Origin of the sequence: Streptomyces sp. NBC_01267, assembly GCF_036241575.1 — a bacterium.
GTDB lineage: Bacteria > Actinomycetota > Actinomycetes > Streptomycetales > Streptomycetaceae > Streptomyces.
Genome location: NZ_CP108455.1, coordinates 7,721,425 through 7,745,745, shown reverse-complemented (window position 1 = coordinate 7,745,745; position 24,321 = coordinate 7,721,425). Strand labels below are relative to the sequence as shown.

The window sequence follows — 24,321 nt, the reverse complement described above, 5'->3', positions numbered from 1 at the left end:
GACGGATCCGACTCGTGCAGCGATAATCGCTGGGGAACCGCTGACCGCTGAAGGATGTCTGGCACGTGCTCGCGGTACTCGGTCTCATGCCGCGGTCCCGGCTGCAAGCTGCGGGGCCACACAGGTCGAGCCGTCTTCCAGGATCGAGGTACAGAAATGACGTACACCGCCCAGGATCACCCGCGCATCGGCTGGATCGGTACCGGTCGCATGGGCTTCCAGCTCGCCGCTCGGCTGCTGGACGCGGGGCACGACGTAGCCGTCTACAACAGGACCCGCACCAAGGCCGAACCGCTGGCTGAGCGGGGAGCCGCGATCGTCGACCGGCCCGCCGATCTGGCCGACCGTGACGTCGTCTTCACCATGGTCTCGGCCTCGCCCGACCTGCAGGCGGTCACCACGGGCCCTGGCGGCGTGCTGACCTCACCGGACGCCGCGCCGAAGGCGCTGGTCGACAGCTCCACGGTATCCACCCAGACATCCGCGCTGATCCGCGCCGCAGCCGCCGAGCGTGGTACCGACTTCCTGGCCGCCCCGGTAAGTGGGAATCCGCAGGTGATCGCCGCAGGCAAGTTGACCATCGCGGTCTCCGGCTCGCACGAGGTATTCGACCAGGTCGAGCCGTTGCTGGCGCTACTGGGGCGTGGGGTGACCTACGTCGGCGAGGACGAAGTCGCCCGTCTCGTCAAGATCGCGCACAACGTCTTCCTCGGTGTCGTCACCCAGTCGCTCGCCGAGATCACCGTCCTCGCGGAGAAGGGCGGTGTCAGCCGTGCCGCTTTCCTGGAGTTCCTCAACGGCTCCGTGCTGGGCTCGACGTACACCCGCTACAAGTCGCCGGCGATGGTCAACCTGGACTTCACGCCGACATTCACCATGCCACTGCTGCGCAAGGACTTCGATCTGGGGCTGTCCGCAGCTCGCGACCTGGAGGTCCCGATGCCGCTCGCCGCCGCCACCGCTCAGCTCGTCGCGAGTGCCATCGGGGCAGGGCATGTGGAGGAGGACTTCGCGGCCCTGATCCTTGAGCAGGCCAGGAACTCCGGCATCACGCTGGAAGCCCAGAATGTCCCCGTGGACGACGGCCTGTCGCCGCACGCCTGACCGGCTACAGCTCGACCGGTTCGGATGAGACAGCAGGCGACGAACCGGAGCAGCAGACGGTGGCAGGGCGGGCCCGATCGGTCCCGGTTCGCTCCTGCCGGGCTGCACCGGTCAATGTCCGGTGCTCATCCCAGATGTCCGAATCGCCTCGGCCGGTGGCACGGGACGACGGGGCGCCCCCGTACGCGCGGTACGGGGGCGCCGATGGAATCAGGCCGTGGTGACGTCCTGGGCGGTGATGGTGGCCGGGGCCTGGAGGTCGGGCAGCGCGGCGCGTATCGCAGCGATGGCGGCTTCGAGGACGGCCTGGCGCTCGGCCGGGCTCAGGTCGCCGTAGATCGGCTGCCCCTGCTCGATGACGACCGTGATCGCGGCCTTGTACTTGTCCGGGTCGGACCCGGAGTACGGACGGAGTTCAGCGCTGACAGGAGTGGACATACGGATCTCCTTCGGTGCACCTCGCCGGGGTGGCGAGGAAGTCTGAGTAACGCCCCGTGCGTCGATGCGACGGAGCGACCGGCGGGGAGCCCCTGTTCGAGGCATGGCAGGGCCGCGCAGGACCACGGGTGACATACGGTTCACGGCGTAGGCCGCCTCACGCAGGGCAGAGCGTCTTCCGCAGAACAGCGTTCAGCTTCTTACCCTGAGCGATCGTGACCGGGTGCGCGTCGGTCCCGAACCGGGCAGCGGCACATTCGTCCGGGCTCTTCCGGCCACCGCTGAGCGATGAGCACCGATTGCGACCCGCATCGATGACCGTCTCCTCGTCCGTGACGAGTGCCGGGTCAACGGCTCCTGTCGCCTTGAGACAGGCGTCCCGGTCGGCGCCGGTCGGCTTCGGCGGTATCCCGTCGTCAGCCGCGGGGGCGCTGCTGCTCGCTGCCGGTTCGGCGTCGCCCGTCGTGTCTTCGGACGAGCAGCCGGTCAACGACACCACGGCAACGGCGGCGAGGCAGGCGACGGCGGCAGACTTCTTCAACAGGGACTCCGGAAGGGGTGGTTGTGTGTCACTGATGTGACGATCCTGTGCGGTGAATGGTTGCAGGCGGAGCGGCGCCAAGTAGGTTTCCTCTGCTGAAGGTTGGCGTCCGGCCAGACGGTGCGCACCGCCGCGGAGTAGGCGGGGTGTTGGCGTACGCCGCCGACTCCCCGCGGCCGAGGTCGAGGGATACATCAACGCTCAACTCACCCGCGCTGCTACCGGGAAGCTGGCCCCGTACGCGCAGGTGGACCGAGCATCGGGGCGAGCAGTCGGGGCCACGCCACGGCCTACTGGGACCCACGACTGTGGCCGACCGGAGACGGTCTGTGCGCGATCGAGATCGGTTTCACTGGCTCGCGGCGCCCGCCCAGCGCACGGGGACGAAAACCGAGGCCAAGTACTTGTTGTTCAAGCACGCGTTCGGCTGGCCGGCGGACTGCGGATGTGCGAGCGACGGACTGCGGATGTAACGCTTTCCCGCGCCGCGGACTAGTACGGGGTGTAAGGCATCGCACCTTTGACCTGTCCTGAGGAGACGTCCGTGCCAGCGGAGCATCCGACATCACCACCCGCGCGGGATCCAGCCGGGTTCGCCGCGTTCTACGAGCAACAGTTCGACACCGTGCTCGGCTTCGTCACCAGGCGCGTCGACAACGCGCACCTGGCCGCCGACCTGACCGCGGACATCTTCGTGGCCGCCCTGGAAGGCGCGCACACCTACGACGCCCGGCGCGGCGCACCCATCGCCTGGCTCTACGGCATATCCCGCAACGTCATCCACGCCCACTTCCACGGCACCGCACGTGAACAGCAGGCGGTCGCCCGGATCAGCGGGCGGCGGCTGCTGGACGACCAGGACGTCACCGCCATCGAGGCGCGGATCGACGCCGACCGTGCCGCCCGGCAACTCGCCTCCGCCCATGCCGCGCTCTCCGACCCGCTGCGTCAGGTGCTCGACCTGGTCGCCCTGGACGGACTCACGACCCGCGAGGCGGCACAGGCGCTGGGCATCAGCTCGACCACCGCCCGCGTACGGCTGCACCGCGCCCGCAAGGCCCTGCACACCGCCGGCCAGTCCCACGCCGCCACCTACGACACTCTTCTGGAGGCTGCCCAGTGAACGCCCCCACGCACTTCAAGCAGCAGCTCGCCGACGAGCTGAACGCCCGTGCCACTTCCCTGTCCGCCCCAGCGGGCCACCGGGCCCTGCTCCGGCTCCGCACGCCCCGCCGCCGGGTGGCTCTGACTGTGGGCGTAGCCGCAGCGACCGCCGCTGTGGCCGTCGCTCTGCCGCAGGTGTCCGGCTCGCACAGCGCGGAGCGCGCTGCGTCGGCTCCGCACAGCACCGCGAGCCCCGACCTCGGCGCGTCGGCCGCGCCGACCCCGCAGGACACCTTGCGCACTGACGGCCTGAACATCGTCAACGCCGACTACGCCGTGCAGTCCAAGCCGGGCGGCGTGGTCTCCGTGCACCTGTTCAACCTGCGGGGCGCCCCCGGCCTGCAGGCCGCGCTGGACAAGGCCGGCGTCCCCGCGAAGGTGATGACGCCCTCAGCCTCCTGCCCCGCCACCGGCCACACTGCCAACAGCCCGCACGGCAGCCTCCTGAAGGTGGCGCCGCTGTCGGGATTCCACCGCAACGGGGCCCGCGACATCAAGCCCCGTGCCATCGTCCCGGGAGACCACCTGCTGTTCATCCCGGACTCGAAGAGCGGCCCCGTGACATTGCTGGCCATCACACTGGTACGCCAACTGCCCAGCTGCATTCCGGCGAACTAGTAGGACCCGTCCGGCCGATCTTGGCCCCGCGAGCAGATCAGCCGTCACGCCGAGCTCCGGCGGGGGCGTCGAATCGCGGGGCCTGTCAGAGTGGGAACCGCTCCGGGCGGAAGTCCGCGAGCATCTCGTCCCTCTTCCCGCTGAGGATCTCCGAGGCAAGCAGCCGCCCGATCACCGGCCCGAGCGTGATGCCGCTGTGGGAAACGGCCTCGTAGTAGCCCGGCACGGAGGGCACTGCTCCCACCGAGGGGAATCCGTCGGCCGGGATGGGCCGGTCAGCTACCCGTGTCTGTGCGATGCGGGAGTTTCCGAGCTCGGGAACGACGTGTCGCGCAGATGCGTGGAGCAGCCGTGCGAGTTCCGCCGGGTCTTCGCCCGTGTCGATGAGTGCGTCGATCTCGCGGCTGTGAAGGACCACCGAAGCGTCTCCGTCAGGACGGATCTCGATGTGAGGAGCGTGCATGGCCCGGTGAACCGGGACCTGATCACAGCCGATCCGCGTGACGACGCCGGGTTCCCGGCGCATCGGCAAGTGGCGTCCGATGAGCCCGGCGACGTGGGAGGCGCTGGGGCCTGCCGCGTTCACGACGATGTCGACGTCGAGACAGCTCCCATCGGATAGAGCAACTGTCCGGATGCTCCCATCGGCATCGGTACCGATGCCGCGGACCTCGGTGCCGGACCGGAGGTCGGCGCCGGATGCAACGGCCTGGCCGACCAGGCGGCCGACGAGATGACGTCCGTGCACCCAGGCTTCGTCGGGGTAGAACACGACTGGCGCCTCGCCGGGCAACGTGAGAGCTGGTTCGAAGCGGCGGCGTACCTCGGCCCCCGTGTACTCCTCGACCCGGTAGTCCCAGTCAGCCAGCAGTTCAGCTGTTTCGAGGAGCTTCGCCTCCGCTGCGGGATCGTCCGCCCAGCGCAGGTGGCCGTGGGGATACCACCATGAGTCCGGCCCGATGGTCCGGGCAAGCTCACGGTACGCTGCCATGCTGGCGACGTTCAGGTCGAAGTAGGATTTGCGCGCGGTCTTGTTGCTGGCGTTGACCCATGAGAAAGACCAGTTGGTGGCGCCTTCGCCTGGCCGGCCTGCGTCGATGAAGACCACCTTGGCACCGTGCCGGGACAGGTTCCAGCCCACGCCGGCTCCGAGGACGCCCGCTCCGATCACAGCAACACGTTCAGGCCGCTTCACGGATCCGATCCTCACGAACGCCCCCTTCCTCGGTCACGGGAGAATCCCGTTTCCAGCATGCAAGCACGCGTTATCCGTTCAAGCCAGACACCGCCCGCGGAGACCTCGGTGCCCAAAGCACCACTGGAGTGGAATCCGGGGCCGGTCAGCCACACGCGGGTGACCGGCCCCTGACTTCTCCCGTGAGTGAGTGTGTGAGCCAGTCAGTTCCAGCTGCACTTGGCGTTGGTGAGTGGGTCCATGGCCTTCAGAGGCGGCTTCTCCCCACCCATCTCCTGGTACTTCACCAGGATCGCGCCCTGAACGTGGTGTCCACAGATCACGGCGTCATCAGCGGCGGCACGCGGAACCTGGACGACCAGGGCGAGAAGCACACAGACGACGCCCGAGACCGGTGCCACGGACGTCGTCCCGCGTGGCGATCAGATGCACGTAGCTTGTGCCGTCCGGGGTGACGAACCCGAGGACGTACCCATGGATTCCGTCCTCGGCTCGGGCGACCAAGCAGGTCGGTCCAACTCCTGCACCAGTGCCAGAAGGTGCAGCGACCGAAGATCGCGTTCGCCCCGGTAACGGGCGTGATCCGTCAGGACCTGATGCAAATCGTCCACCGCGGCCGGTGCGGTGTGTATCCCCATGATGACGATCATGGCAGGCACTCTGGCCGCGGCAGAACGAAGGTCCGTACGAGTCGGGCAAGTTGTGACGCAAGCCTGGACCCGTGCGGCCGGTTCCCACGCTGCTCCGTCCAGGTCTCCCGCACACGTTCCGGCGAGCCGATCGAATTCCTCGCCTGTCAGGGGGAAGGCCGCCCGTGAGTTGGCCTTGCGTGAGCTGAGCCGGAAGGCTGCGCCGAAGGATTGGGCGCGTCGTGGTTCGACGGCACCGTGCCGACCGGGGCTGCTCAGGCATCGCCATTGGTTCGTTCAGGATCCAGGGGTGTTCCCGCTGCCGAACGCCCATGCCTCGATGTCGCGATAGTGGATCGGTCCGCGGCTACGGCCGACGTTGCTGCCGACCAGGTGCAGACGTTCGGCAGACCATCGGCTGCCGGAGAATTCAGCAAACCCTTCCGCGATTTCCCCTGCCGACGATCGATCCCCTCGGCGGGCACGAGCCAGCGTCAGATGGGGCCGCAGCGGTCGGTCCTCAAAGCTGACCCCGCAGTTCTTGACAGCCGTGCGTACATCGGCGGCGAGCATGCGCAACTCATCGAGGTCTCCGTCGATTCCGCTCCACAGCACGCGGTCGTCAAAGCTTCCGCTGCCGTGCAGTGCCAAACGGAGGGGTCGATGGTCGGCTGCGAGAGCGGCAAGGGGCGGTCGCAGGAGCGGAACCGTCTCGGCCGGCAGCTCGCCGAGGAACGCCAGGGTGATGTGCCAGTCTTCAATGCGGTTCCATCGCATGTGAGGGTGTGTGTCGTAAGCGGGGCGCAGCTCCCTGGCTAGTTCTTCCTTCGCGTGATCAGGCGGGGCGAGGGCGATGAACACGCGAACGGTCGGTCGGTCAGTCTGATTGTTCACACCGGACTTCCTACCGCACCGGATGGTGAGTGCAATGGCCAGGTACCGCAGCAGAACCGCTCAGGGATGATCCCGAAGAGGCGGACGAGATCGACCGGGCCGGCAAGATACCCGGTCTCGTCCAGGATGTGGTCGGCTCACACCTGTCACGACAGGAATTCCGATCCGGTCGGACTCGGCTCGCACGGCGCAGTTACTGATCACTGACAGGGTGATCGTCCTCCAGAGCAGATTCGCCATCTGGATCAAGGACCGGCTCCGGCGCCCGAGGCAATTCCAGTACACGTCCTGTGGGTGCGGCACGACGGCAACCGAGGGCGACCGCGGCGTAGACGCCCGACAACACGCAACGGGCCTTGGCTCAGGGCGAGTTCGACCAGTCCAGTCCAGTCCGGTCCGGTCCCGGTCGTGACCGTCGGCCGCACTCCCGGTATCGGCTGGTCTTCTCAACGCTCCACCCCCCGAAGCCCGCAACGAAGGGTCACGGATCGGCAATGTCAGCGCATGGTCTCCGTCACACTGGCACATTTGGTTGACCGACCAGTGAATGGGGCCTGAATGTCTCCGAATCCACCTCAGCCGCCTCGAGGTACTCCGATATCCCTCGACAGCAACGGAACCCTGACAGTCGGCCAGTGGCATACGGGCCTTGACCCCGGATGTTGAACACGTCTATGCGGCTTGGGTCAGGGTAGTTGCTGCTGCTTGGACGGCGTTCTCGTAGGCAATCGGAGACCGCTGACCGAGGCGGGAATGCCGGCGCCGGGTGTTGTAGCGGGTCAGCCAGCGGAAGGCGTCGAGCCTGGCCTCACGCTCGCTCGACCAGGCTTTGCGGCCTTTGAGCGTCTCCCTCTTGAAGGCGGCGTTGAAGCTTTCCGCGGCAGCGTTGTCGGCGCTGGACCCGATCGCGCCCATGCTCTGCCGGACCCCAGCTGACCTGCAGAGTTCCGCGAAGGCCCTGCTCGAATATTGAGATCCGTGGTCGGTGTGCATGATCACTCCGGTCAAGTTTCCGCGGGTCCGCTCGGCGGCCGTGAGGGCGTCGATGACGAGTTCTGTCCGCATGTGGTCAGCGATCGCCCACCCGGCGAGCCGACGTGAGGCGAGGTCGATGACGGTCGCGAGGTAGAGCGGCTTCGCGCCGCTGACCGGCAGGTATGTGATGTCGCCGACGTACTTTCTGTTGACTGCGGCCGCGGTGAAGTCACGGCCGATCAGGTCTGGCGCCTTCGCTGCGGTCTGGTCCGCGACGGTGGTGCGGTGCCGGCGGCGCAGACGGACTCCCTCGAGCCCGATGGACCGCATGATCCTCGCGACGCGCTTGTGGTTGACCACCGGGCCGCCCTCGTCGCGGAGTTCTGCGGTGATCCTGGGGGCTCCGTAGGTGCCGTCGGAGTCTTGGTGGACCTTGCGTATCCGGGCCGCGATCCCGGCTTCGACGGTCTGGCGGGCCGCTCTCGCGGATGCGGTGCGGCGCCAATAGTAGAAGCTCGAGCGGGCCAGGCCGAGGATGTCGCAGAGCCGCTTCACGCCGTGTCGGCGCTGGTGATCGTCAACGAACTGGTAGCGGTTCACCAGCGCGTCTCCGTCGCGAAATACCGGGCCGCCTTGCGGAGAATGTCCCGTTCTTCCTCGAGCTCACGGATCCTCTTGCGAGCGGCGGCCAGCTCCGCCTGAACAGCGTCGCCGCCGGTCTGCGAAGCGGCCGGCGGTGCGGAGTGGGCGCCGGGCCGGCGCCCGTCGGCGGCCCGGATCCAGTTCCGCAGCGTCTCGGTGTTCACCCCGAGATCACCGGCGACGGACTTGATCGTCGCTCCCGGCCTCGATCGGTACAACGCGACCGCATCCGCTTTGAACTCGGCGGGGTAATGCTTCATCCCCACGGGGACTCCGTTCTCCTGGACCATCAAGATCCAAGTGTCTCCGGTGTCCAAAACCCAGGGTCAAGGCCCTACTCCCGCGAGCGGCGCAACAGTCCAGACCATCGACGGCACAGGTAAACGGATCACCGTGACGCGGCTGTTCGCGACCGGCCTGTTCGCCTTCGCGCTCAAGAAGAAGACCGGTGCACTGTCTGTCGTGATCTGCGGAAGGGACGGAGACAGCACAACGGTGAAGGTCTCAGCCAAGAAGGCGCAGGATGTCATGGCCTGGGCTGTCGCGTTCAACGGCTGGTCCGAAGCCAACAGCTGACAGGCGTCCGCCTTTTGGGCAGTGCGGATCATCGGGAACGGATGGTTGGGACGGTCGACGTGATTGGTCGGCCCCGCACTCGCGTGGCGCGGCCACTCCGCGAGATGGCCGCGCGCTCGACGCTCGGGCCTTGCCCCACGAGGGACAGACCTTCTGATTCCACGGCTGTGTCCGTAGGCCGGTGGGACATCGCCCCTACGCCGGCGACGCGTACCCGTACACGGCGCGCCGCCGCATCACGAGAAGATTGCCAGTTCCATCGGAACGGCGCTGTGCCGGTCGAGCGACTGGCGTCCGGCCGACCCGCCTGCGGCAAACGTTGGACGACTCAAGGCAAAGGCAAGGAGAGCCCTCTCCTTGCCACTTTCAACTTATAGCGCACCGGGGGGCTTGCCACAAGACCCGGGTCACGGCGCAGAATCGTCTGCCGATGCCACAACCAGCAGAAATGAGAGCGCGGCGTGCGTGTGTTGTTGTCGACGTACAGGGGTCGCGGTGACGTCGAACCAGCGGTGGGACCAGCGGTGGGACCAGCCGTGCAGTTGCGGGTGATCGGCGAGGTGCAGGAGTGCGCGCCGCCCGGCTGGGCGGAGCAGTCGGCCGACTCGTCAGAGGGAAGGCAGCCAGGGATGAGGACGTGCTCGACATGAAGTTCGACAGAGTCGGAGGCGCCGGTGATTCGATCGGCCACCCCGGTACAACGGAGCACGGCTACCTCGGAGGTAGCGCAAATGATTGAGCAGTACGTGTGGGATCTTCAAGCGGTCGACGAGACGCAGGTCGCAGTCGTTGGCGGCAAGGGCGCGCACCTGGGCGGGCTGTCGCGGATCGAAGAGATCCGCATGCCGAGTGGCTTCTGCGTAACGACGGACGCCTTCCGGCGGATCATGGCGGAAGCGCCGTCGATCGAGGAGCGGCTCGACCAGTTGTCGCGCTTGAACCCGGACGATCGGAAGGCGATCCGCACGCTCAGCGCGCAGATTCGTCGGACCATCGAAGACATTCCTGTCCCGGACGATGTCGCGGCGGCGATCACCGGCGCGCTCGCCCAGCTCGGCGAGCAAGCCGCCTACGCCGTCCGATCCAGCGCGACGGCAGAGGACCTCCCGACGGCCTCCTTTGCCGGCCAGCAGGACACATACCTGAACGTCGTGGGGCCGACGGCGATCCTCCAGCACGTCAGCCGGTGCTGGGCCTCGCTGTTCACCGAGCGGGCCGTGACCTACCGCCAGCGGAACGGCATCGACCACCGTACGGTCCATATGGCCGTGGTCGTGCAGCAGATGATCTTCCCGCATGCGGCTGGCATCCTGTTCACGGCCGACCCCGTCACGGGCAACCGGAAGGTGGCCACCGTGGACGCCGGCTTCGGCCTCGGCGAGGCCCTGGTCTCCGGCCTGGTGAACCCGGACGTCTTCAAGGTGCGGCACGGCGAAGTCGTCGCCAAGACGATCGCCCCCAAAAAGCGTGCCGTTCATGCCCTGCCGACCGGCGGTACCCAGGAAGTGGCGATCGACGCGCAGCAGCAGGAGCAGCCGGCGCTGACAGATGCGCAGGTCGTGCGGCTCGTGCACCTCGGGCGTCGGATCGAAGCGCACTTCGGCCGCCCGCAGGACATCGAATGGTGTCTGGTCGACGATGACTTCCAGATCGTTCAGAGCCGGCCGATCACGACGCTGTTCCCCATCCCCGAGGCCGGCGACCAGGAGAATCACGTCTACGTCTCCGTCGGTCACCAGCAGATGATGACCGACCCCATGAAGCCCCTGGGGTTCTCCATGTGGCAGCTGACTGCCATGGTGCCGATGCACGAGGCCGGCGGGCGGCTGTTCGTCGACACCACCCGGCGCCTGGCCTCGCCCGCGAGCCGCGCCGCCCTCCTGGACGTCATGGGGAGAGGGGATCCGCTGGTCAGGGACGCGCTGGAGACCGTCCTCGACCACGACGATTTCGTCCCGTCGCTCCCGGACGCCCCGGACGCGCGTCCCGGTGGGCCGCCGGTCGGCGGTGCGCCCGCCCCGATCGAGGCCGATCCTGCCATCGTCACCGAGCTGATCGAGCGCAGCCAGGTGTCCATCGCCGCCCTGGAGCGGGACATCCGGACGAAGACCGGAGCGGCGCTGTTCGACTTCCTGCTGGAGGCCTTCGAAGAGCACAAGCGAGTCCTCGGTGATCGGCAGAACATGCAGGCGATCATGGCGGGGATGGACGCCACGTGGTGGCTCAACGACAAGCTCCAGGAGTGGCTGGGCGAGAAGAACGTGGCTGACACGCTCACGTTGTCCGCCCCCGACAACATCACGTCGGAGATGGGACTGGCGCTGCTCGACGTCGCGGACGTGGTCCGCCCGCATCCGGAGGTGGTGACGTTCCTGCAGGGTGTCGAGGACGAGGGCTTCCTGGACGAGCTGGCGAAGGTCGCGGGTGGGAGCGCGGCGCGCGACGCCATCGAGGCCTACCTCGACCGGTACGGCATGCGCTGCGTCGGTGAGATCGACATCACGAGGCCACGCTGGCGCGAGCGCCCCACCACGCTCGTGCCCGTGATCCTCGACAACGTCAGGAACTTCGAGCCGGGCGCCGCCGAACGGCGCTTCGAGCAAGGGCGCCAGAAGGCGCAGAAGAAGGAACAGGACGTGCTGTCACGCTTGCGGGCCCTGCCGGACGGGGACCGGAAAGCCGACGAGGCCAAGCGGATGATCGACCAGGTCAGAACTTTCATCGGGTACCGGGAGTACCCGAAGTACGGCATCGTCAGCCGCTACTTCGTCTACAAGCAGGCCCTGTTGGCGGAGGCCGAGCGGCTCGTGCAGGCCGACGTGCTTACTGAGAAGGAGGACATCTCCTTCCTCACGTTCCAGGAACTCCACGACGTCGTGCGCACGAATCAGGTGGATGACCGGCTCATCCAGCAGCGCAAGGATGCGTTCCGCTCGTACCACGCGCTCACTCCGCCCCGGGTGCTCACATCGGATGGTGAGGCCGTCACCGGGGCGTACCGGCGCGACGACGTGCCGGTCGGCGCTCTGATCGGCCTGCCGGTTTCCACCGGAACCATCGAGGGACGGGCCCGCGTCGTGCTTGACATGGCGGAGGCCGATCTCGAAGCGGGCGACATCCTGGTCACCACTTTCACGGACCCCAGCTGGTCGCCGCTGTTCGTCGGAATCGCGGGCCTGGTGACGGAGGTGGGCGGCCTGATGACCCATGGCGCAGTGATCGCCAGGGAGTACGGCTTGCCGGCCGTCGTCGGCGTGGAGCAGGCCACCCGGCTGATCCGGGACGGGCAGCGGATCCGTGTGCACGGAACCGATGGGTACGTCGAGATCCTGCCTTGACCCATGGCCCTTGACCCTTGGCCCTTGACCCTGGCCCTTGACCTGGGCCGACAACGCCGAGAAGCCTCGTCCGGCGAGTGATGCCCGAACCCAACGACACATGCTCTCGCTTGAGATCTGCGCAGGCCCGCAGCGGATCCCGAAGGCGCGATGGAGGCCGGCCGACAGGCAGGAGGCGAAGGCGGTCGGTGCCGCCTGTCGCGCGGGACGTCCCTCTGCTGCGGCTTGGGCTTGGGCTGCTCAGCGAACGAAAAACTACACAAGTAACTTGGCAAAGTTACTTGTGTAGTTTTACGTTGGGGGCATGACCAAGAACCCTGGGCCGCAAGAATCCATCGCAACCGCGCAACGCCTCAATGACGCCATGAAGCGGCTTCGGGCGCGGATGCGCGCGGAATCAGGTCAGCATGCGACCGGGCTGAGTGCCACGCAGCTCGGCGTTCTGGCGAGCGTCGTTCGCGAGGGTCCGATCACTGCGGCCCGGCTGGCCGCCGTCGAACACGTCAGCGGCCAGGCCATCGCCCAGAGCCTGGCCGTACTGAAGGCCGCAGGGCTGGTGCACAGCGAGCCTGATCCGAAGGACGGCCGCAAGAAGCTGATGAGCGCAGACCCGTCCGCGACCGAGTTGATCGACAAACTACTCACGGGACGCGCCACCTTCTTGGCGCACGCCATCGCTCAGGTCATCGCTCCGCACGAACGCGCGGACATGGACAAGGCGGTCGAGCTGCTGGAGCGGCTCGCCGACGCCGACCTGAACGAGGCCGCCATATGACAACGGACGCCGTCGAGACCGAATCCGCACCTCACGGCCTCGCCCGCAAGCCCTTCGCCTGGACCTTCACCGCGCCGCTGTACGTGGGCTCCAGCCTCAACCCGATCAACAGCTCCATCATCGCGACCGCGCTGGTTCCCATCGCGACCGAACTGAACGTCACCGTGGGTGCCACCGCCGTCCTGGTCTCCTCCCTCTATCTCGCCAGCGCCATCGCCCAGCCGACGGCCGGCAAACTCGCCGAGGCCCTCGGCGCCCGCCGCACCTTCCTCGCAGGCATTGTGCTGGTGCTGCTCGGCGGTGTGGTCGGTGGCCTGGGCCAGAACCTCACGATGCTCACCGTCGCCCGGGTCCTGATCGGGCTCGGCACGTCGGCCGCGTTCCCCTGCGCGATGGTCATGATCCGACGCCGTGCCGAGCAGGCCGGACTGGACGAACCGCCAGGCGGAGTGCTCGGCGGACTCGCCATCGCAGGTATGGCCACTGCCGCGATCGGCCCGCCCATCGGAGGTCTTCTGGTGGGCGCGGCGGGCTGGCGCTGGTCCTTCTTCATCAACATCCCGGTCACCGCGATCGCGCTGCTGATGGCTCTGCGGCTGCCCAAGGACCCGCCACTCACGTCCACGGACAGCGGGTTCCGCCGCATCGCACAGCGGATCGACCTGCTCGGCATCCTGGGCTTCGCCACCTCGATGACCTCCCTGGTCGTCTTCCTCATGGCTCTGCCCCACATCCGGTGGACCGCCCTCGCCGTCTTCGTCGTGGCTTCGGTCCCGACCGTCTGGTGGGAGCTGCGACGGCCCGCGCCGTTCTTCGACCTCCGTGGCCTGGCCTCGAACGGCGCCCTGAGCCGCACCTACCTGCGCCAGGCGCTCACCCTGCTCGGCGTCTACTCGATGATGTACGGCTTGACCCAATGGATGGAGGCCGCCTACGGCCTGTCCACGGTCCAGACGGGCCTGATGCTCCTGCCGATGGGCGCCGTCTCCGCACTGCTCTCGCGGCCACTCGCACGGCGCAACCTGGTACGCGGGCCGTTGATCGCCTCCGCGCTGAGCATGCTGCTCGGTTCGATCGGCATCATGGTGCTCGATTCCGACAGCCCGGTGATCGCGCTCGTGCTCGTCTCGCTGGTCTTCGGCGTCACGACCGCCACGACCACCGTCGGCAATCAGACCGCCCTCTACAAGATGGCGCCCGCCGAGCAGATCGGCACGGCCTCCGGCCTGTTCCGGACCTTCGGCTACCTCGGCACCATCACCTCATCCGTGATCGGGGGCATTGTCTTCCGCGACGGCGCCAGCGACCACGGACTGCACAGTCTCGGCATCGTGCTCGTCGCGGCGGGGCTCCTGGTCCTGCTGCTGACCGTCCTGGACCGCAGCCTGATGCGCCACCGCGACGCAGCCGCCTGAACCGCGCCGCGTCACCATCCCCTCCCAAGGAGAGACACCGCATGGCCACCCCCGTCCCCACCGTCCCCACCGGTCCCGCCCTCGCTCCCGAGCGGACCGCACTGCTGGCGATGGACTTCCAGAACGGCATCCTCCCGCTCGCCCCCGAACCCGACTCGCTCCTCGTGCGGGTGAAGGATGCGATCGCCGGCGTCCGAGCCGCCGGCGGCACCATCGGTCACGTCCGCGTGGCCTTCACGCAGGACGACTGGGAGGCCGTCCCGGACCGCAACAAGTCCTTCAGCGCCATCGCGGCCGCGAAGGCCATGCACCACGAGCTCGATGCCACGCAGATACACGAGGAGATCGCCCCGCAGGACGGCGACATCATCGTCCGCAAGATCCGTTACGGCGCCATGTCGACCACAGACCTGCACGAACAGCTGGCCAACCGCGGCATCGACACCCTGATACTCGCCGGAATCAGCACCAGCGGCGTCGTCCTGTCGACCCTCATGGAGGCCGCCGACCGCGACTACCGCGTCTACGTCCTGTCCGACTGCGTCGCAGACCGCGACCCCGAAATCCACCGGGTCCTGGTCGACAAGGTGTTCCCGACCCGGGCGCACGTCATCGACACCGCCGTGCTGCACGAACTGCTGCGCACGCCCTGACAACGGCCTGGCCTGCTACCGAGCCACGCACACCAGCCGCGGGGCAGGACCCGCACGCACGAACTGCCCGGTTGCTCCTCAAGAATCCGTCACGGATCAGTGACGCAGGGCAGCTGGCGGGCGCAGGACAACTACGTTCCGTCTCGCAAGGTGCCTCGATCCGGGCCGCCGGCTCCGGCCTTCGCCGGATGCCGAGGAGGCCTCTGTCCGGTCAGGTGCGCCGACCACGGTGCACCTGACCGGACGAACGCCGTGATGGCGCGTATCACGGGGCCCGACGGGACAGCTGATCAACGCTTCCCGGCTCGGTACGGGCCTGGGCAGGCCTTGACTCGGTGATGCAGAGCAGTGCGGCTCGGTGAACCGGCCGCTGCTCCGGTGTGCGTCACAGCGGCAGCCAAGGGCGAGGTGCCGCGCGCACAACCGATCGCCACCGGCACGGGGAACACCCCGATCACGCTCCAGCCGCTTCGCCACGACGGGCGGGCTTGTGGTCGAGACGGCCTCGGCGGCGGGCGGGAGCGGGGCGGGGTTTTGCTGTGTACGGACTGTGACGCCGAGTAGGAAATCGGGGCGCCGGGGCCGGTGGTCTGTGAGCTCGGGCATAGGGCGCCCGTCACATAGGACGCCGCCTAGTAGACCCGCGGCGGGGCTTCCCCCTCTATCACGGGCCCCCATCCACCCCTGTCCGTTTTGTCACTATTTGCGGTCGTAGGTCACATGATTGCCAACGGCCGGGGCTGTCTCGCAAGGTGTTTGACGTACCGGGGAGCCGAGCGCCGGACCGGGCAGAGCACACCGCCCGCCATCCAGACACCGGCCCCACGACACGAACCACGGCCTCCACGCCTGACCCGTGTCGCCGACCCCCCAGTCGGCCTCCCCACGACGTCCCCGAATGGAGAGGTACACCCATGACTGCCACCACCCGCCGCATCCTGAACTTCCGCAAGACCTCCGTGGTCGGCATCGCCGCCGTCGGCGCCGCCGCTTGCGCACTGACCCTGGCCCCGCACCCGGCCCAGGCCGCCGAGCCCGCCCAGGCCGCGCCCGCGTCGGTCTCCACCGTCATCGCCGCCCAGGTCGCCCAGCAGGCCGACCACGCCGAGAAGGCCGCCCAGCACACCGCCGCGGCGAAGAAGGCCCCGAGCGCCAAGCACGCCGACGCCGTCGCCGAGATCGTCAAGAGCACGAAGTACAGCAACAACCTCGACGGCTGGATCCGCGAGTCGCTGGCCATCATGAAGGTCAAGCACATCCCCGGCAGCTACGAGGGCCTGCACCGCAACATCATGCGCGAGTCCAGCGGCGACCCCCACGCCCAGAACAACTGGGACATCAACGCCCGCAACGGCATCCCCTCCAAGGGTCTGCTCCAGGTCATCCAGCCCACCTTCGACACCTACCACGTCAAGGGCACCAAGGACAGCCTCACCGACCCCGTCGCCAACATCGTCGCCGCGGCCAACTACGCCGCCGACAGGTACGGCTCGATGGACAACGTCAACTCCGCCTACTGATCAAGCGGATTGACCGCACACCCCCACGACCACCTGAGTCCGTGGGACGGCTGGCTCCTTCGGGAGCGGCAGGACTCAGGTCCTGACGAGGGCTGGAACAGGTTCACCCATGAACCCGTTCCAGCCCTCGCTGCGTACGGGGCCCGGCCTCCGTACAACTGAGACGCGCACTGCTGCCCCAGGCCGCGAACAACCCAGCGCTACCCAACAGCCCTACCACGGAGCCGAAGTGGGACGGCTGCCGGACCTCGGTGGCCCGCTACGCGGACCGCCGACCAGCGATCCGCTCCATGCACGTCACGGATATCGAAACCATTCCTTGGTATGCAGGTTGCGGTCGTCACGATTGCCCGAAAAAACCACATCCCGAATTTCGCGTCTCTCCCATAGAGATACCGTTGATAATGTCAGGATCATGACACCGGCAATGACGCAGTACTTCCGCACCCCGGACGACGTACGCCTCGCCTACCTCGACCTGGGCGGCGCAGGCCGCCCCGTCCTCGCACTGCGCTGTCGGCCATGGAGCGAATTCCGGCGCGTAGTCGCCAGCGGCTGATGAAGCTCGCCGCCGCTCGGGGGCCCGGTATCCCAGCACGACTACCCGGTGACACCTCACCGTTCCCCGCGAGAACTCAAGACCAGCACGGGTTCAACCACTCGGCGCCGAGCGCCCCATGAACCACGGCCGACGCCGCCACGGTGGCGTACGCGGCGGTGTACGCGGCGGACAGTCCCGCACCGGGCCGCACCGCTCCCTCCCTGGCAGCGCGATGAAGAAATTTACTAAGGCAGGCTGATAAAGTAACCTTAGTATGTGAACAATGACCTGGACCCTGACGGAGTCGCCTCAGCCCTGCTGGCGAGTATCAGCGTGCTGGTGCGACAGGTACGCCAAGTACCGACCGAGGGCGGACTCACGATGCCCGAGCGGACCGCCCTGTCGCACCTGAACCGCTCGGGCCCCACCACCTCCTCGGCGCTGGCCCGGGAGGTACAGATCACCGCACAGGCCATGGGGGCAACTCTCAGCACGCTACGGGCCCGTGGCATGGTCGAACGCCGCCCGGATCCGAACGACGGCAGGCGCGTGGTACTGACGGTGACCGACGCCGGTCTGCAGGCACTGAAGGACAAGCGCAACGCGCGGACCGAACTCATCGCGCGGGCCCTGACCGGCGGCACGTTCACCCCGAGGGAGCTTGAGCAACTCGCAGCGGCCGCGCCGCTGCTGGAGCGGCTGGCCCAGAACACCTGACGCCGACAGAGCCACGAGGAAGCAAGGTGATGACGGATCCTCCCACGGCGCGTGCCTCACGCCGCTCAGCCGATGACGACCGGTACAAGTGGACGGCGCTGACGAACACCACCGCTGCGGTCTTCATGTCCGCACTGGACGGCTCCATCGTGCTGATCGCCCTGCCGGCGATCTTCCGTGGCGTGCACCTGGACCCCCTGGCTCCGGGCAACATCGCCTATCTGCTCTGGATGATCATGGGGTACCGGCTGGTCCAGGCCGTCCTGGTGGTCACGGTGGGCCGCCTGGGCGACATGTACGGCCGGGTCCGGATCTACAACTCCGGGTTCGCGGTCTTCACCCTCGCGTCGATCCTGCTGTCCTTCGACCCCTTCGACGGCGGCCACGGCGCGATGTGGCTGATCGCGTGGCGAGTGGTGCAGGCCGTCGGCGGATCGATGCTGACCGCGAACTCGGCTGCGATCCTGACCGATGCCTTTCCCGATGAGCAGCGCGGCTTCGCCCTGGGAATCAACCAGGTCGCAGGACTGGCCGGGATGTTCATCGGCCTGGTCGCCGGCGGTCTGCTGTCGGCCTGGGACTGGCGGGCGGTGTTCTGGGTGAGCGTGCCTGTCGGCGTGTTCTTCACGCTGTGGGCGTACCGCACCCTGCGCGAGACCGGTAAGCGGGGCGGCGGCCGGATCGACTGGTGGGGCAACATCACCTTCGCGGTGGGCCTCAGCGCGGTCCTGATCGCGGTCACCTTCGGCCTGCAGCCCTACGGCGGGCACACCATGGGCTGGACCAACCCACTGGTCGACGGACTGATTGCCGGCGGACTGGTCCTTCTGGCCGCATTCGTCGCCATCGAGAACCGCGTCTCCGCACCGATGATCCAACTGAGCCTCTTTCGCCTTCGGGCCTTCACCTTCGGCAACCTCGCAGGCCTGGCCATCTCGATCGGCCGCGGCGGGATGCAGTTCGTGCTGATCATCTGGCTGCAGGGCATCTGGCTTCCGTTGCACGGCTACGACTACAGCGCTACACCGCTGTGGGCGGGCATCTTCATGCTGCCGCTGACCGCAGGTTTCCTCGCCGCGGGCCCGGTGTCCGGCTACCTGTCCGACCGGCTCGGCTCCCGCGGCCTGGCCACCGGCGGCGCGCTGCTCTTCGGCGCCAGCTTCCTGGGCCTGATGCTCCTGCCGATCAACTTCAGTTACTGGATCTTCGCGGTGCTCATCGCGCTCAACGGGATCGCCAGCGGCATGTTCGCCTCCCCCAACTCCTCCTCGATCATGGGCAGCGTGCCCGCGCAGTTGCGCGGCGTGGCCTCCGGCATGCGCGCCACCTTCCAGAACTCCGGGACCGCCGTCTCCATCGGTGTGTTCTTCTCCCTCATGATCGCCGGGCTGGCCGGCGCCCTCCCGCACACCCTCACCAGCGGACTGCAACAGCAGGGTGTCCCGGCCCACATCGCCACCCAGCTCGGAAGCCTGCCCCCGGTCTCATCCCTGTTCGCCGCCCAACTCGGCGTCAATCCGGTCCAGCACCTGCTCCAACCCAGCGGCACCCTGACCCACCTGACGGCAGCGCAGCAACAGACACTGACCGGAAGCGAGTTCTTCCCGACGCTGATCGCCGGCCCCTTCCACTCCGGCCTGGTCATCGTGTTCGCCTTTGGCGCCACCCTCGCCTTCCTCGCCGCGATCGCCTCCCTCCTACGCGGTACCAGCGCCGCCGCCAAAGCCACAGGAACGCAAGAGACCACCGCCGGCGCCCCCGCGCTCGAACCGGACAGGCGCACCAGCCTGTGAGACCACCGCGCCCCTCCGAACCCGGCAACCAGCCCACCTGCACAGGAGAAACAACCACCATGGCATTGACAACGATCGACCCCGACGCCGACTCCCACCGCCACAGCATCGAGCGCGTCTTCCCCAAGCTCGGCGAAACAGCCACCACCGCCGAGGTCATCGACCGGGTCGGGGCAACACGATGACTCTGCTCGGCCGACTCCTGAAGAACCGCAGAGCAGGCGAGACCCACGTGGCGTGGAATCTGCCCAACCTGCAAGGCCCCGAGCTGCTGGCCCTCACCAGCCAGCACTTCGGCGACGGCGACACCATGCCACTGGAGCACTGCGCGAAGAACATCGGTGGCGACGACCTGTCCCCTCACCTGGCCTGGACCCCGCCGCCACCCGGCACCGCCCAACTCCTCCTGGTCGTCGAAGACATCGATGTGCCCCTGACCAAGCCCGCCGTGCACTGTGCCGCACTGATCGACCCGGAAGTCGGTCACCTGGAACCCGGCGCCCTGGCCGGGCGGCGGCCCGCTGCCGGGGTGCGGATACTCCGTTCCACCATCGGACGGGGATACCACGGCCCTGCGCCCATCAAGGGCCACGGACCTCACCGGTACACCTTCCAGTTGTTCGCTCTCGCAACTCCGGTGGGCACCGACCCGAACGCAACGCCCCCGGACCGGGCACGGCCCCGCGCCCTCCTGCCCGCCATCACGGCACCCGTTCTCGGCCGCGCCCGACTGACCGGCGTCTTCGAACGCTGACCCGAGGCGCAGGCCCGGGGCACAGATAGCGTGCCGCAGCTGCCGCCGCACGCTCTGCCGAGGCCCGCGGTGAGGGAGTCCAGACCTTCTCCCTCTCTGGATGAGCGTGGAAGCGTTCCAGAACGCCCGCACCCCGAAGGAGCTCCACTGGATCGACGGCGCCGGCCACGTCGACCTCTACGACAAGGAGCAGCACGTGGGGCCCGCGGTCGAGAAGCTGACCGACTTCTTCCGGGCCCAGCTGGCCGACGCAGAGTAGACGCCATCGCGGCCCGCCGCTCGGCCCCCTTCTTCGCCTTCCACTTGGCGAATGGCACCATCGACGTCGGTTCGCCCGCCGGTGTCGACCACCGTCCGACTCTCTTGCCGTCCGGTTCGCCCTTGGTCGGGCAGGCCGGGCCACATCGCTATGACCCGGCCACATCAACCGTCGAGAGTTCCTGCACCCTCACCGACGAACGTCCGCGGAAAGACGTCGACCAGGCTGCTGCCTGAGCTTCCATAGCCACGAGCCGGTTTCAGGGCCGACCGGATCAGCAGGAAATGTTGCCGCCGCCCACGTCGGTACCGAGAACGCCGACGAAATTCGTGTACAGGTTGATCCGGTCCTGGCGCTCGTCCGGGTTCTGGCCGTTGCACTCCAGGGCACCGTTGATGCTACGGATGGTCTCCCCGAAGCCCTTGCCGTTGACCATCGCGTCGTGCGGGGTCATCGTCCCGGCGCCGCTCTGGGTGTCCCAGAACCACAGGCCGGTCTTCCACGAGACGGCGGAGTCCCGCTCGACCTGGTACGGGTCGTTCAGCAGGTCGATGTGCAGGGCGTCACCAGCCGCCTTGTAATTGAAGTTCCAGCTGAGCTGCAGCGGCCCACGCCCGTAGTAGGCACTCTGCCCGGCCGGACAGCCGTACGGCTGTGAGGCGTCGCAGTAGTGGCTGTAGTTGGCCGTGTTCTGCTCGACGACGTACTTCAGGCCGCCGGTCTCATGGCTCACGTTGGCCAGGAAGGCCGCCGCCTCCCGCTTCTGCGTCGCATCGTCGCCGGTAGTGGCGAAGCCCGGGTAGGCGCTCAGTGCGTTGACCAGACCGTCGTAGGTGTAGAAGGGGTTCCGGTTCGGGAACATCTGGTTGAACTGCGCCTCGCTGACCACGAACGACCCGGCGGCTGAGGCGGGCACTGCCGGAACGGCGGCGGCCAACCCGCTCGCGACTGCTGCGGCGCTCAGCACGGCCAGAACACGGGACCGGGTTCGGGGCATGACGGATACGGACATCTGTACTCCTTCGATGGTACGTACCGAGCCGCTTGAGTCTCCTGACCAGCGGACTCGGCTATCCAGAGATTCGAGGACGAAGTAACGGCCGCAGCGTTCCCCGGGTTCGGCTCCAACAAGCGGAAAGCGACGGGAGATCACCCGTTGGAAGAATCTTCCGATCTGTGAGTTGACGATCCGGCGGTCTTCGTCCCACGGCCCGGACGCCGAGCCCGGCCCAACTGATCGCGGCTGCGGTGACGTCGGCCGCGGAGACGCCCAATGCCCCGGACCACACGTGTGCCGAACCGTCGATTGTCCCCGCGGTATGACGGTTGTCACCGTCCGGTCACAGCCGACAGTTGATCGAAACCCCTACCTGTTGTCCGGTATCTCCCACGGTGTCAACCGACCTTCGTCACAGGGGAAGTTCATGAACCACCGTTACGTTTCCACCGCGGTCGTCCTCGGCTCCGCCGCCGCACTCCTCGCCACCATGTGCGGGTCCTCCAGCGCCAGCCCGCGCCCGGCAACAAGCGCTCCAGCCGTAACCTCCGGAAAGGCGGGCGGCAGCTGGCAGCCGTGCCACCTGCCCGCGGGGTACAAGCACTTCTTCAAGCTGGACTCCGCCAAGAACGTCAAGGGCAACACCGTCGTCCGCGTCACCCCGGAGACCTGCCGGGTGAACACGAAGAACGACGAGGACGTCATCTACACCCCGAGCGGAGCGGCCCAGTCACTCGTCTTCGCCTCAGGCGCCTCCGTCAAGGTCCTCAGCGACACCACAACCCGGAAGGTCACACCGAAGTGGTTGGTGAACCACAAGCTTGCCAACACCCCGTACTTCTACTACCGCGTCAACGGCCAGAGCCAGATCAGCGCCATGGAGGAGATCTACCACCCGTAGCGGTTGCGACGTGCCGGTGCCGAAGGCTCCATCTCCCGAGCAGTCCAAGGCTGCGGCCTGTGCAGATCCCGCTGTCGTGGTCTGCTGCGGCTTGCCGGGACCAGCTCACCGGCTCCTAGCCGCACCGGTCCCCGGGTAGTGCTTCGCCCCGCCGCACATCAGCGGGGCGAAGCGATCTGCCCGGATCAACCAGCAGGCATCCCCCGCCGGATTCCACGGCCCCGTGGGCGCCGACGGGCCCGACAGCCTGCGCCGCCTCCTCTCCGGGTTCACCGCCCAGGTCCACCTCGGCCACGCCGAGACCGACATGACAGCCGAGGCCCTCGGCGAGCTCGACCGGGCCCTGGACGCCTCGGGTGTCCGCTACACCTCCGAGATCTACCCCGGCACCGTCCACGGCTTCACGATGTCCGACACCGACGCGTTCAACCCCTCGGCACTGCAACTCCACCGGGACCGCCTGCTGCCCCTCCTCGACCGCACCCTGCCCAGCAGTTGAGGCTCCGGGCCCGATCGAGGTAGTCGTAGCGCGCTCCACTGATGCTCTGATGGGCTGATGCGAGCGGGCACGCTGGTTCAGGCTACGAGCAGGCGGAGGCCGAGCTCTGCCGCGTCGAGGGCGACGAGGTCGCGGTTGCGCTCGGCCCACCGGCCTGAGGAGAGGTCGTCGCGCAGCCTGTTCACTGCCCGTTGCTCGGCCTCCGGCCCGACTCTGGTCCATACCGATACCGCGCGGCGTACATGTTCGTCCAGGTATGCCTCGGGCCGGCGCCAGTGTGCCTCGAAGAAGCCGTCCGCGCAGTCCCACGGGATCAGCACCGGCTCCGCCCTGCCCCCGATCGCGTGGGTCAGGTCGGCCAGCGAAGGCCAGTCGACGAGAAGGTCAGCGAATTCAGGCAGGTAGTCGCGCGTGAGCCAGAACCGCTGAAGCCACCCGGTGCTACTGGCGTCGTATGTGAACACCACCACGCGGCGGGCCACGCGCCGCATCTCGCGCAGGCCCGCGATCGGGTCCTGCCAGTGATGCACCGTACTGAAGGCCATCGCGGCGTCGAAGGACCGGTCCTCGAACGGGAGACTCTCCGCAGCGGCGGCCACGCACGGCGCCGCGCCCGCAGGACGCTGTGCCCGCATGACCGCCGACGGTTCCACCGCGGTGACATCGCGGTCGGTGGGCTCGTAGGAGCCGGTTCCGGCTCCGACGTTCAACACCGTCCGTGCGTCCCCGAGCGCGTCCCAGACCCTTGCGGCGATCCGCGGCTCGGTACGCCGCGTCGCCGGGTAAGCGGACCCGATGGTGTCGTACAACTGCGTGCCCAGCACTTTCAATTGTTCCTCCGGCGTCGTCCTGATTCCCATGGCCCGTGTCTCCAGTTCTGTGTCGATGGCCGTCACCATGGCAGCAGCACGGTCGCGCTGTTCCAGCAGCAGACCGCGCAGTCGGCGCAGGTGCGCGACCGTATCGGTGGCCGGGTCGTCGACCAGATCCGCGATCTCGCGCAATCCGAAGCCCAGCCGGCGGTAGGTGAGCACCTCCCGCAGCCGCTCCACGTCGACCGCCGAGTAGGCCCGGTACCCGGCCGAGCTCCGCGCGGACGGCCGCATGAGGCCGATCTCGTCATAGTGATGCAGCGTGCGGACGCTCACTCCGGCCAGTTCGGCCACGTGCCCCACGGTCAGGTGTTCCTCCACACGACCGACAATGCGGTATGACGCGGCGTGAGGGTCAAGCGCCTCGCTCCTGGGCTCGCCCAGCACGGGGGCGGAAGTCGCGAACCGCTGCTGGGGCAGCAGGTCGCACCGGCGAAACCGACCTGGAGGCTTGAGACGCCACCGAGCCGGCCTCCCACTCGGCCTGGCCACTGCGCCCGGGGGCACGCTC

At 67.8% G+C, this 24,321-nt stretch carries 24 protein-coding genes and 3 pseudogenes; 18 read left to right on the top strand and 9 right to left on the bottom strand.

Annotated elements, in window-relative coordinates; translation table 11 throughout:
* Window positions 1-156 precede the first annotated feature (156 nt).
* Window positions 157-1,104, top strand: a complete 948-nt coding sequence (locus OG709_RS34485; protein ID WP_326693454.1) for an NAD(P)-dependent oxidoreductase — start codon at window positions 157-159, stop codon at window positions 1,102-1,104.
* Between the two features lie 210 nt (window positions 1,105-1,314).
* Here the strand turns inward: OG709_RS34485 and OG709_RS34480 are convergent, their stop codons facing one another.
* Both OG709_RS34480 and OG709_RS34475 read right to left on the bottom strand, forming a co-directional pair.
* Window positions 1,315-1,542 (bottom strand): hypothetical protein, encoded by a 228-nt coding sequence (locus tag OG709_RS34480; RefSeq protein ID WP_326693455.1) that lies wholly within the window; start codon window positions 1,540-1,542, stop codon window positions 1,315-1,317.
* Between the two features lie 157 nt (window positions 1,543-1,699).
* On the bottom strand, window positions 1,700-2,083 hold the full coding sequence (locus OG709_RS34475; RefSeq protein ID WP_266645311.1) for a hypothetical protein: 384 nt from the start codon (window positions 2,081-2,083) through the stop codon (window positions 1,700-1,702).
* Window positions 2,084-2,258: 175 nt separating this feature from the next.
* On the opposite strand from OG709_RS34475, the pseudogene OG709_RS34470 reads away from it, so the two are divergent.
* The 3 genes and pseudogenes from OG709_RS34470 to OG709_RS34460 all read left to right on the top strand — a co-directional run.
* Window positions 2,259-2,508 (top strand): annotated as a pseudogene (locus OG709_RS34470) (GNAT family N-acetyltransferase); the annotation flags it as partial.
* 119 nt (window positions 2,509-2,627) lie between these two features.
* Entirely contained in the window at window positions 2,628-3,206 is a 579-nt protein-coding gene (locus OG709_RS34465; RefSeq protein ID WP_250301435.1) for an RNA polymerase sigma factor, read from the top strand.
* The gene (locus OG709_RS34460; protein ID WP_329168947.1) at window positions 3,203-3,865 is read left to right on the top strand and encodes a hypothetical protein; all 663 of its coding nucleotides are present in this window, start codon (window positions 3,203-3,205) and stop codon (window positions 3,863-3,865) included. Before OG709_RS34465 ends, OG709_RS34460 begins: the two co-directional genes overlap by 4 nt.
* An 85-nt stretch (window positions 3,866-3,950) precedes the next feature.
* On the opposite strand, the gene OG709_RS34455 is transcribed toward OG709_RS34460, so the two are convergent.
* The 5 genes and pseudogenes from OG709_RS34455 to OG709_RS34435 form a co-directional block, all read right to left on the bottom strand.
* Window positions 3,951-5,060, bottom strand: a complete 1,110-nt coding sequence (locus OG709_RS34455; protein WP_329168945.1) for an NAD(P)/FAD-dependent oxidoreductase — start codon at window positions 5,058-5,060, stop codon at window positions 3,951-3,953.
* 203 nt (window positions 5,061-5,263) lie between these two features.
* A complete protein-coding gene (locus OG709_RS34450) occupies window positions 5,264-5,461 on the bottom strand; it encodes a hypothetical protein (RefSeq protein ID WP_266646245.1) in 198 nt (65 codons plus the stop codon).
* Window positions 5,436-5,710, bottom strand: a pseudogene (locus tag OG709_RS34445) (GNAT family N-acetyltransferase); the annotation flags it as partial. The pseudogene OG709_RS34445 and the gene OG709_RS34450, both read right to left, overlap by 26 nt.
* Window positions 5,711-5,986: 276 nt before the next feature.
* Window positions 5,987-6,583, bottom strand: coding sequence for an RNA 2',3'-cyclic phosphodiesterase (gene thpR / locus OG709_RS34440; protein ID WP_266645315.1), 597 nt, complete (start codon window positions 6,581-6,583; stop codon window positions 5,987-5,989).
* A 672-nt stretch (window positions 6,584-7,255) separates the two neighbouring features.
* A protein-coding gene (locus OG709_RS34435; RefSeq protein ID WP_266624355.1) for an IS3 family transposase occupies window positions 7,256-8,466 on the bottom strand; the annotation gives its coding sequence in 2 pieces (ribosomal slippage) (window positions 7,256-8,175 and window positions 8,175-8,466; 1,212 coding nt in all).
* A 43-nt stretch (window positions 8,467-8,509) separates the two neighbouring features.
* Here OG709_RS34435 and OG709_RS34430 point away from each other — a divergent pair.
* The 12 genes from OG709_RS34430 (at window position 8,510) to OG709_RS34375 (ending at window position 20,541) form a co-directional block, all read left to right on the top strand.
* Entirely contained in the window at window positions 8,510-8,776 is a 267-nt protein-coding gene (locus OG709_RS34430) for a hypothetical protein (protein ID WP_329168943.1), read from the top strand.
* A gap of 731 nt (window positions 8,777-9,507) precedes the next feature.
* Window positions 9,508-12,114 (top strand): rifamycin-inactivating phosphotransferase, encoded by a 2,607-nt coding sequence (gene rph / locus OG709_RS34425; RefSeq protein ID WP_329169265.1) that lies wholly within the window; start codon window positions 9,508-9,510, stop codon window positions 12,112-12,114.
* Between the two features lie 304 nt (window positions 12,115-12,418).
* Window positions 12,419-12,889, top strand: coding sequence for a MarR family winged helix-turn-helix transcriptional regulator (locus OG709_RS34420; RefSeq protein ID WP_326693458.1), 471 nt, complete (start codon window positions 12,419-12,421; stop codon window positions 12,887-12,889).
* Window positions 12,886-14,304, top strand: coding sequence for an MFS transporter (locus tag OG709_RS34415; RefSeq protein WP_250301442.1), 1,419 nt, complete (start codon window positions 12,886-12,888; stop codon window positions 14,302-14,304). The genes OG709_RS34420 and OG709_RS34415 overlap by 4 nt, the downstream gene beginning before the upstream one ends.
* Before the next feature lie 41 nt (window positions 14,305-14,345).
* Window positions 14,346-14,957: a cysteine hydrolase family protein gene (locus tag OG709_RS34410; RefSeq protein WP_326693459.1), complete on the top strand. Its 612-nt coding sequence runs from the start codon at window positions 14,346-14,348 to the stop codon at window positions 14,955-14,957.
* 914 nt (window positions 14,958-15,871) lie between these two features.
* Window positions 15,872-16,477, top strand: a complete 606-nt coding sequence (locus tag OG709_RS34405; protein WP_250301444.1) for a transglycosylase SLT domain-containing protein — start codon at window positions 15,872-15,874, stop codon at window positions 16,475-16,477.
* Between the two features lie 415 nt (window positions 16,478-16,892).
* Window positions 16,893-17,036: a hypothetical protein gene (locus OG709_RS34400; protein WP_250301445.1), complete on the top strand. Its 144-nt coding sequence runs from the start codon at window positions 16,893-16,895 to the stop codon at window positions 17,034-17,036.
* 258 nt (window positions 17,037-17,294) lie between these two features.
* Window positions 17,295-17,735, top strand: coding sequence for a MarR family winged helix-turn-helix transcriptional regulator (locus OG709_RS34395; RefSeq protein WP_329168940.1), 441 nt, complete (start codon window positions 17,295-17,297; stop codon window positions 17,733-17,735).
* 29 nt (window positions 17,736-17,764) lie between these two features.
* Window positions 17,765-19,528, top strand: coding sequence for an MFS transporter (locus OG709_RS34390; RefSeq protein WP_329168938.1), 1,764 nt, complete (start codon window positions 17,765-17,767; stop codon window positions 19,526-19,528).
* A 59-nt stretch (window positions 19,529-19,587) separates the two neighbouring features.
* A complete protein-coding gene (locus OG709_RS34385) occupies window positions 19,588-19,713 on the top strand; it encodes a hypothetical protein (protein WP_284348180.1) in 126 nt (41 codons plus the stop codon).
* Window positions 19,710-20,282 (top strand): YbhB/YbcL family Raf kinase inhibitor-like protein, encoded by a 573-nt coding sequence (locus tag OG709_RS34380; protein ID WP_266645324.1) that lies wholly within the window; start codon window positions 19,710-19,712, stop codon window positions 20,280-20,282. Before OG709_RS34385 ends, OG709_RS34380 begins: the two co-directional genes overlap by 4 nt.
* Window positions 20,283-20,382: 100 nt before the next feature.
* Entirely contained in the window at window positions 20,383-20,541 is a 159-nt protein-coding gene (locus OG709_RS34375; RefSeq protein ID WP_374211277.1) for a hypothetical protein, read from the top strand.
* Between the two features lie 274 nt (window positions 20,542-20,815).
* Here the strand turns inward: OG709_RS34375 and OG709_RS34370 are convergent, their stop codons facing one another.
* Window positions 20,816-21,553 carry a chitinase gene (locus tag OG709_RS34370; RefSeq protein WP_250301449.1) on the bottom strand — a complete coding sequence of 246 codons (738 nt, stop codon included), beginning with the start codon at window positions 21,551-21,553 and terminating at the stop codon, window positions 20,816-20,818.
* A gap of 412 nt (window positions 21,554-21,965) precedes the next feature.
* On the opposite strand from OG709_RS34370, the gene OG709_RS34365 reads away from it, so the two are divergent.
* Both OG709_RS34365 and OG709_RS34360 read left to right on the top strand, forming a co-directional pair.
* Entirely contained in the window at window positions 21,966-22,439 is a 474-nt protein-coding gene (locus OG709_RS34365; RefSeq protein WP_250301450.1) for a hypothetical protein, read from the top strand.
* A gap of 196 nt (window positions 22,440-22,635) precedes the next feature.
* Window positions 22,636-22,938, top strand: a pseudogene (locus OG709_RS34360) (dienelactone hydrolase family protein); the annotation flags it as partial.
* Window positions 22,939-23,015: 77 nt separating this feature from the next.
* Here the strand turns inward: OG709_RS34360 and OG709_RS34355 are convergent.
* Entirely contained in the window at window positions 23,016-24,104 is a 1,089-nt protein-coding gene (locus OG709_RS34355) for a MerR family transcriptional regulator (RefSeq protein ID WP_266646215.1), read from the bottom strand.
* Window positions 24,105-24,321 lie beyond the last annotated feature (217 nt).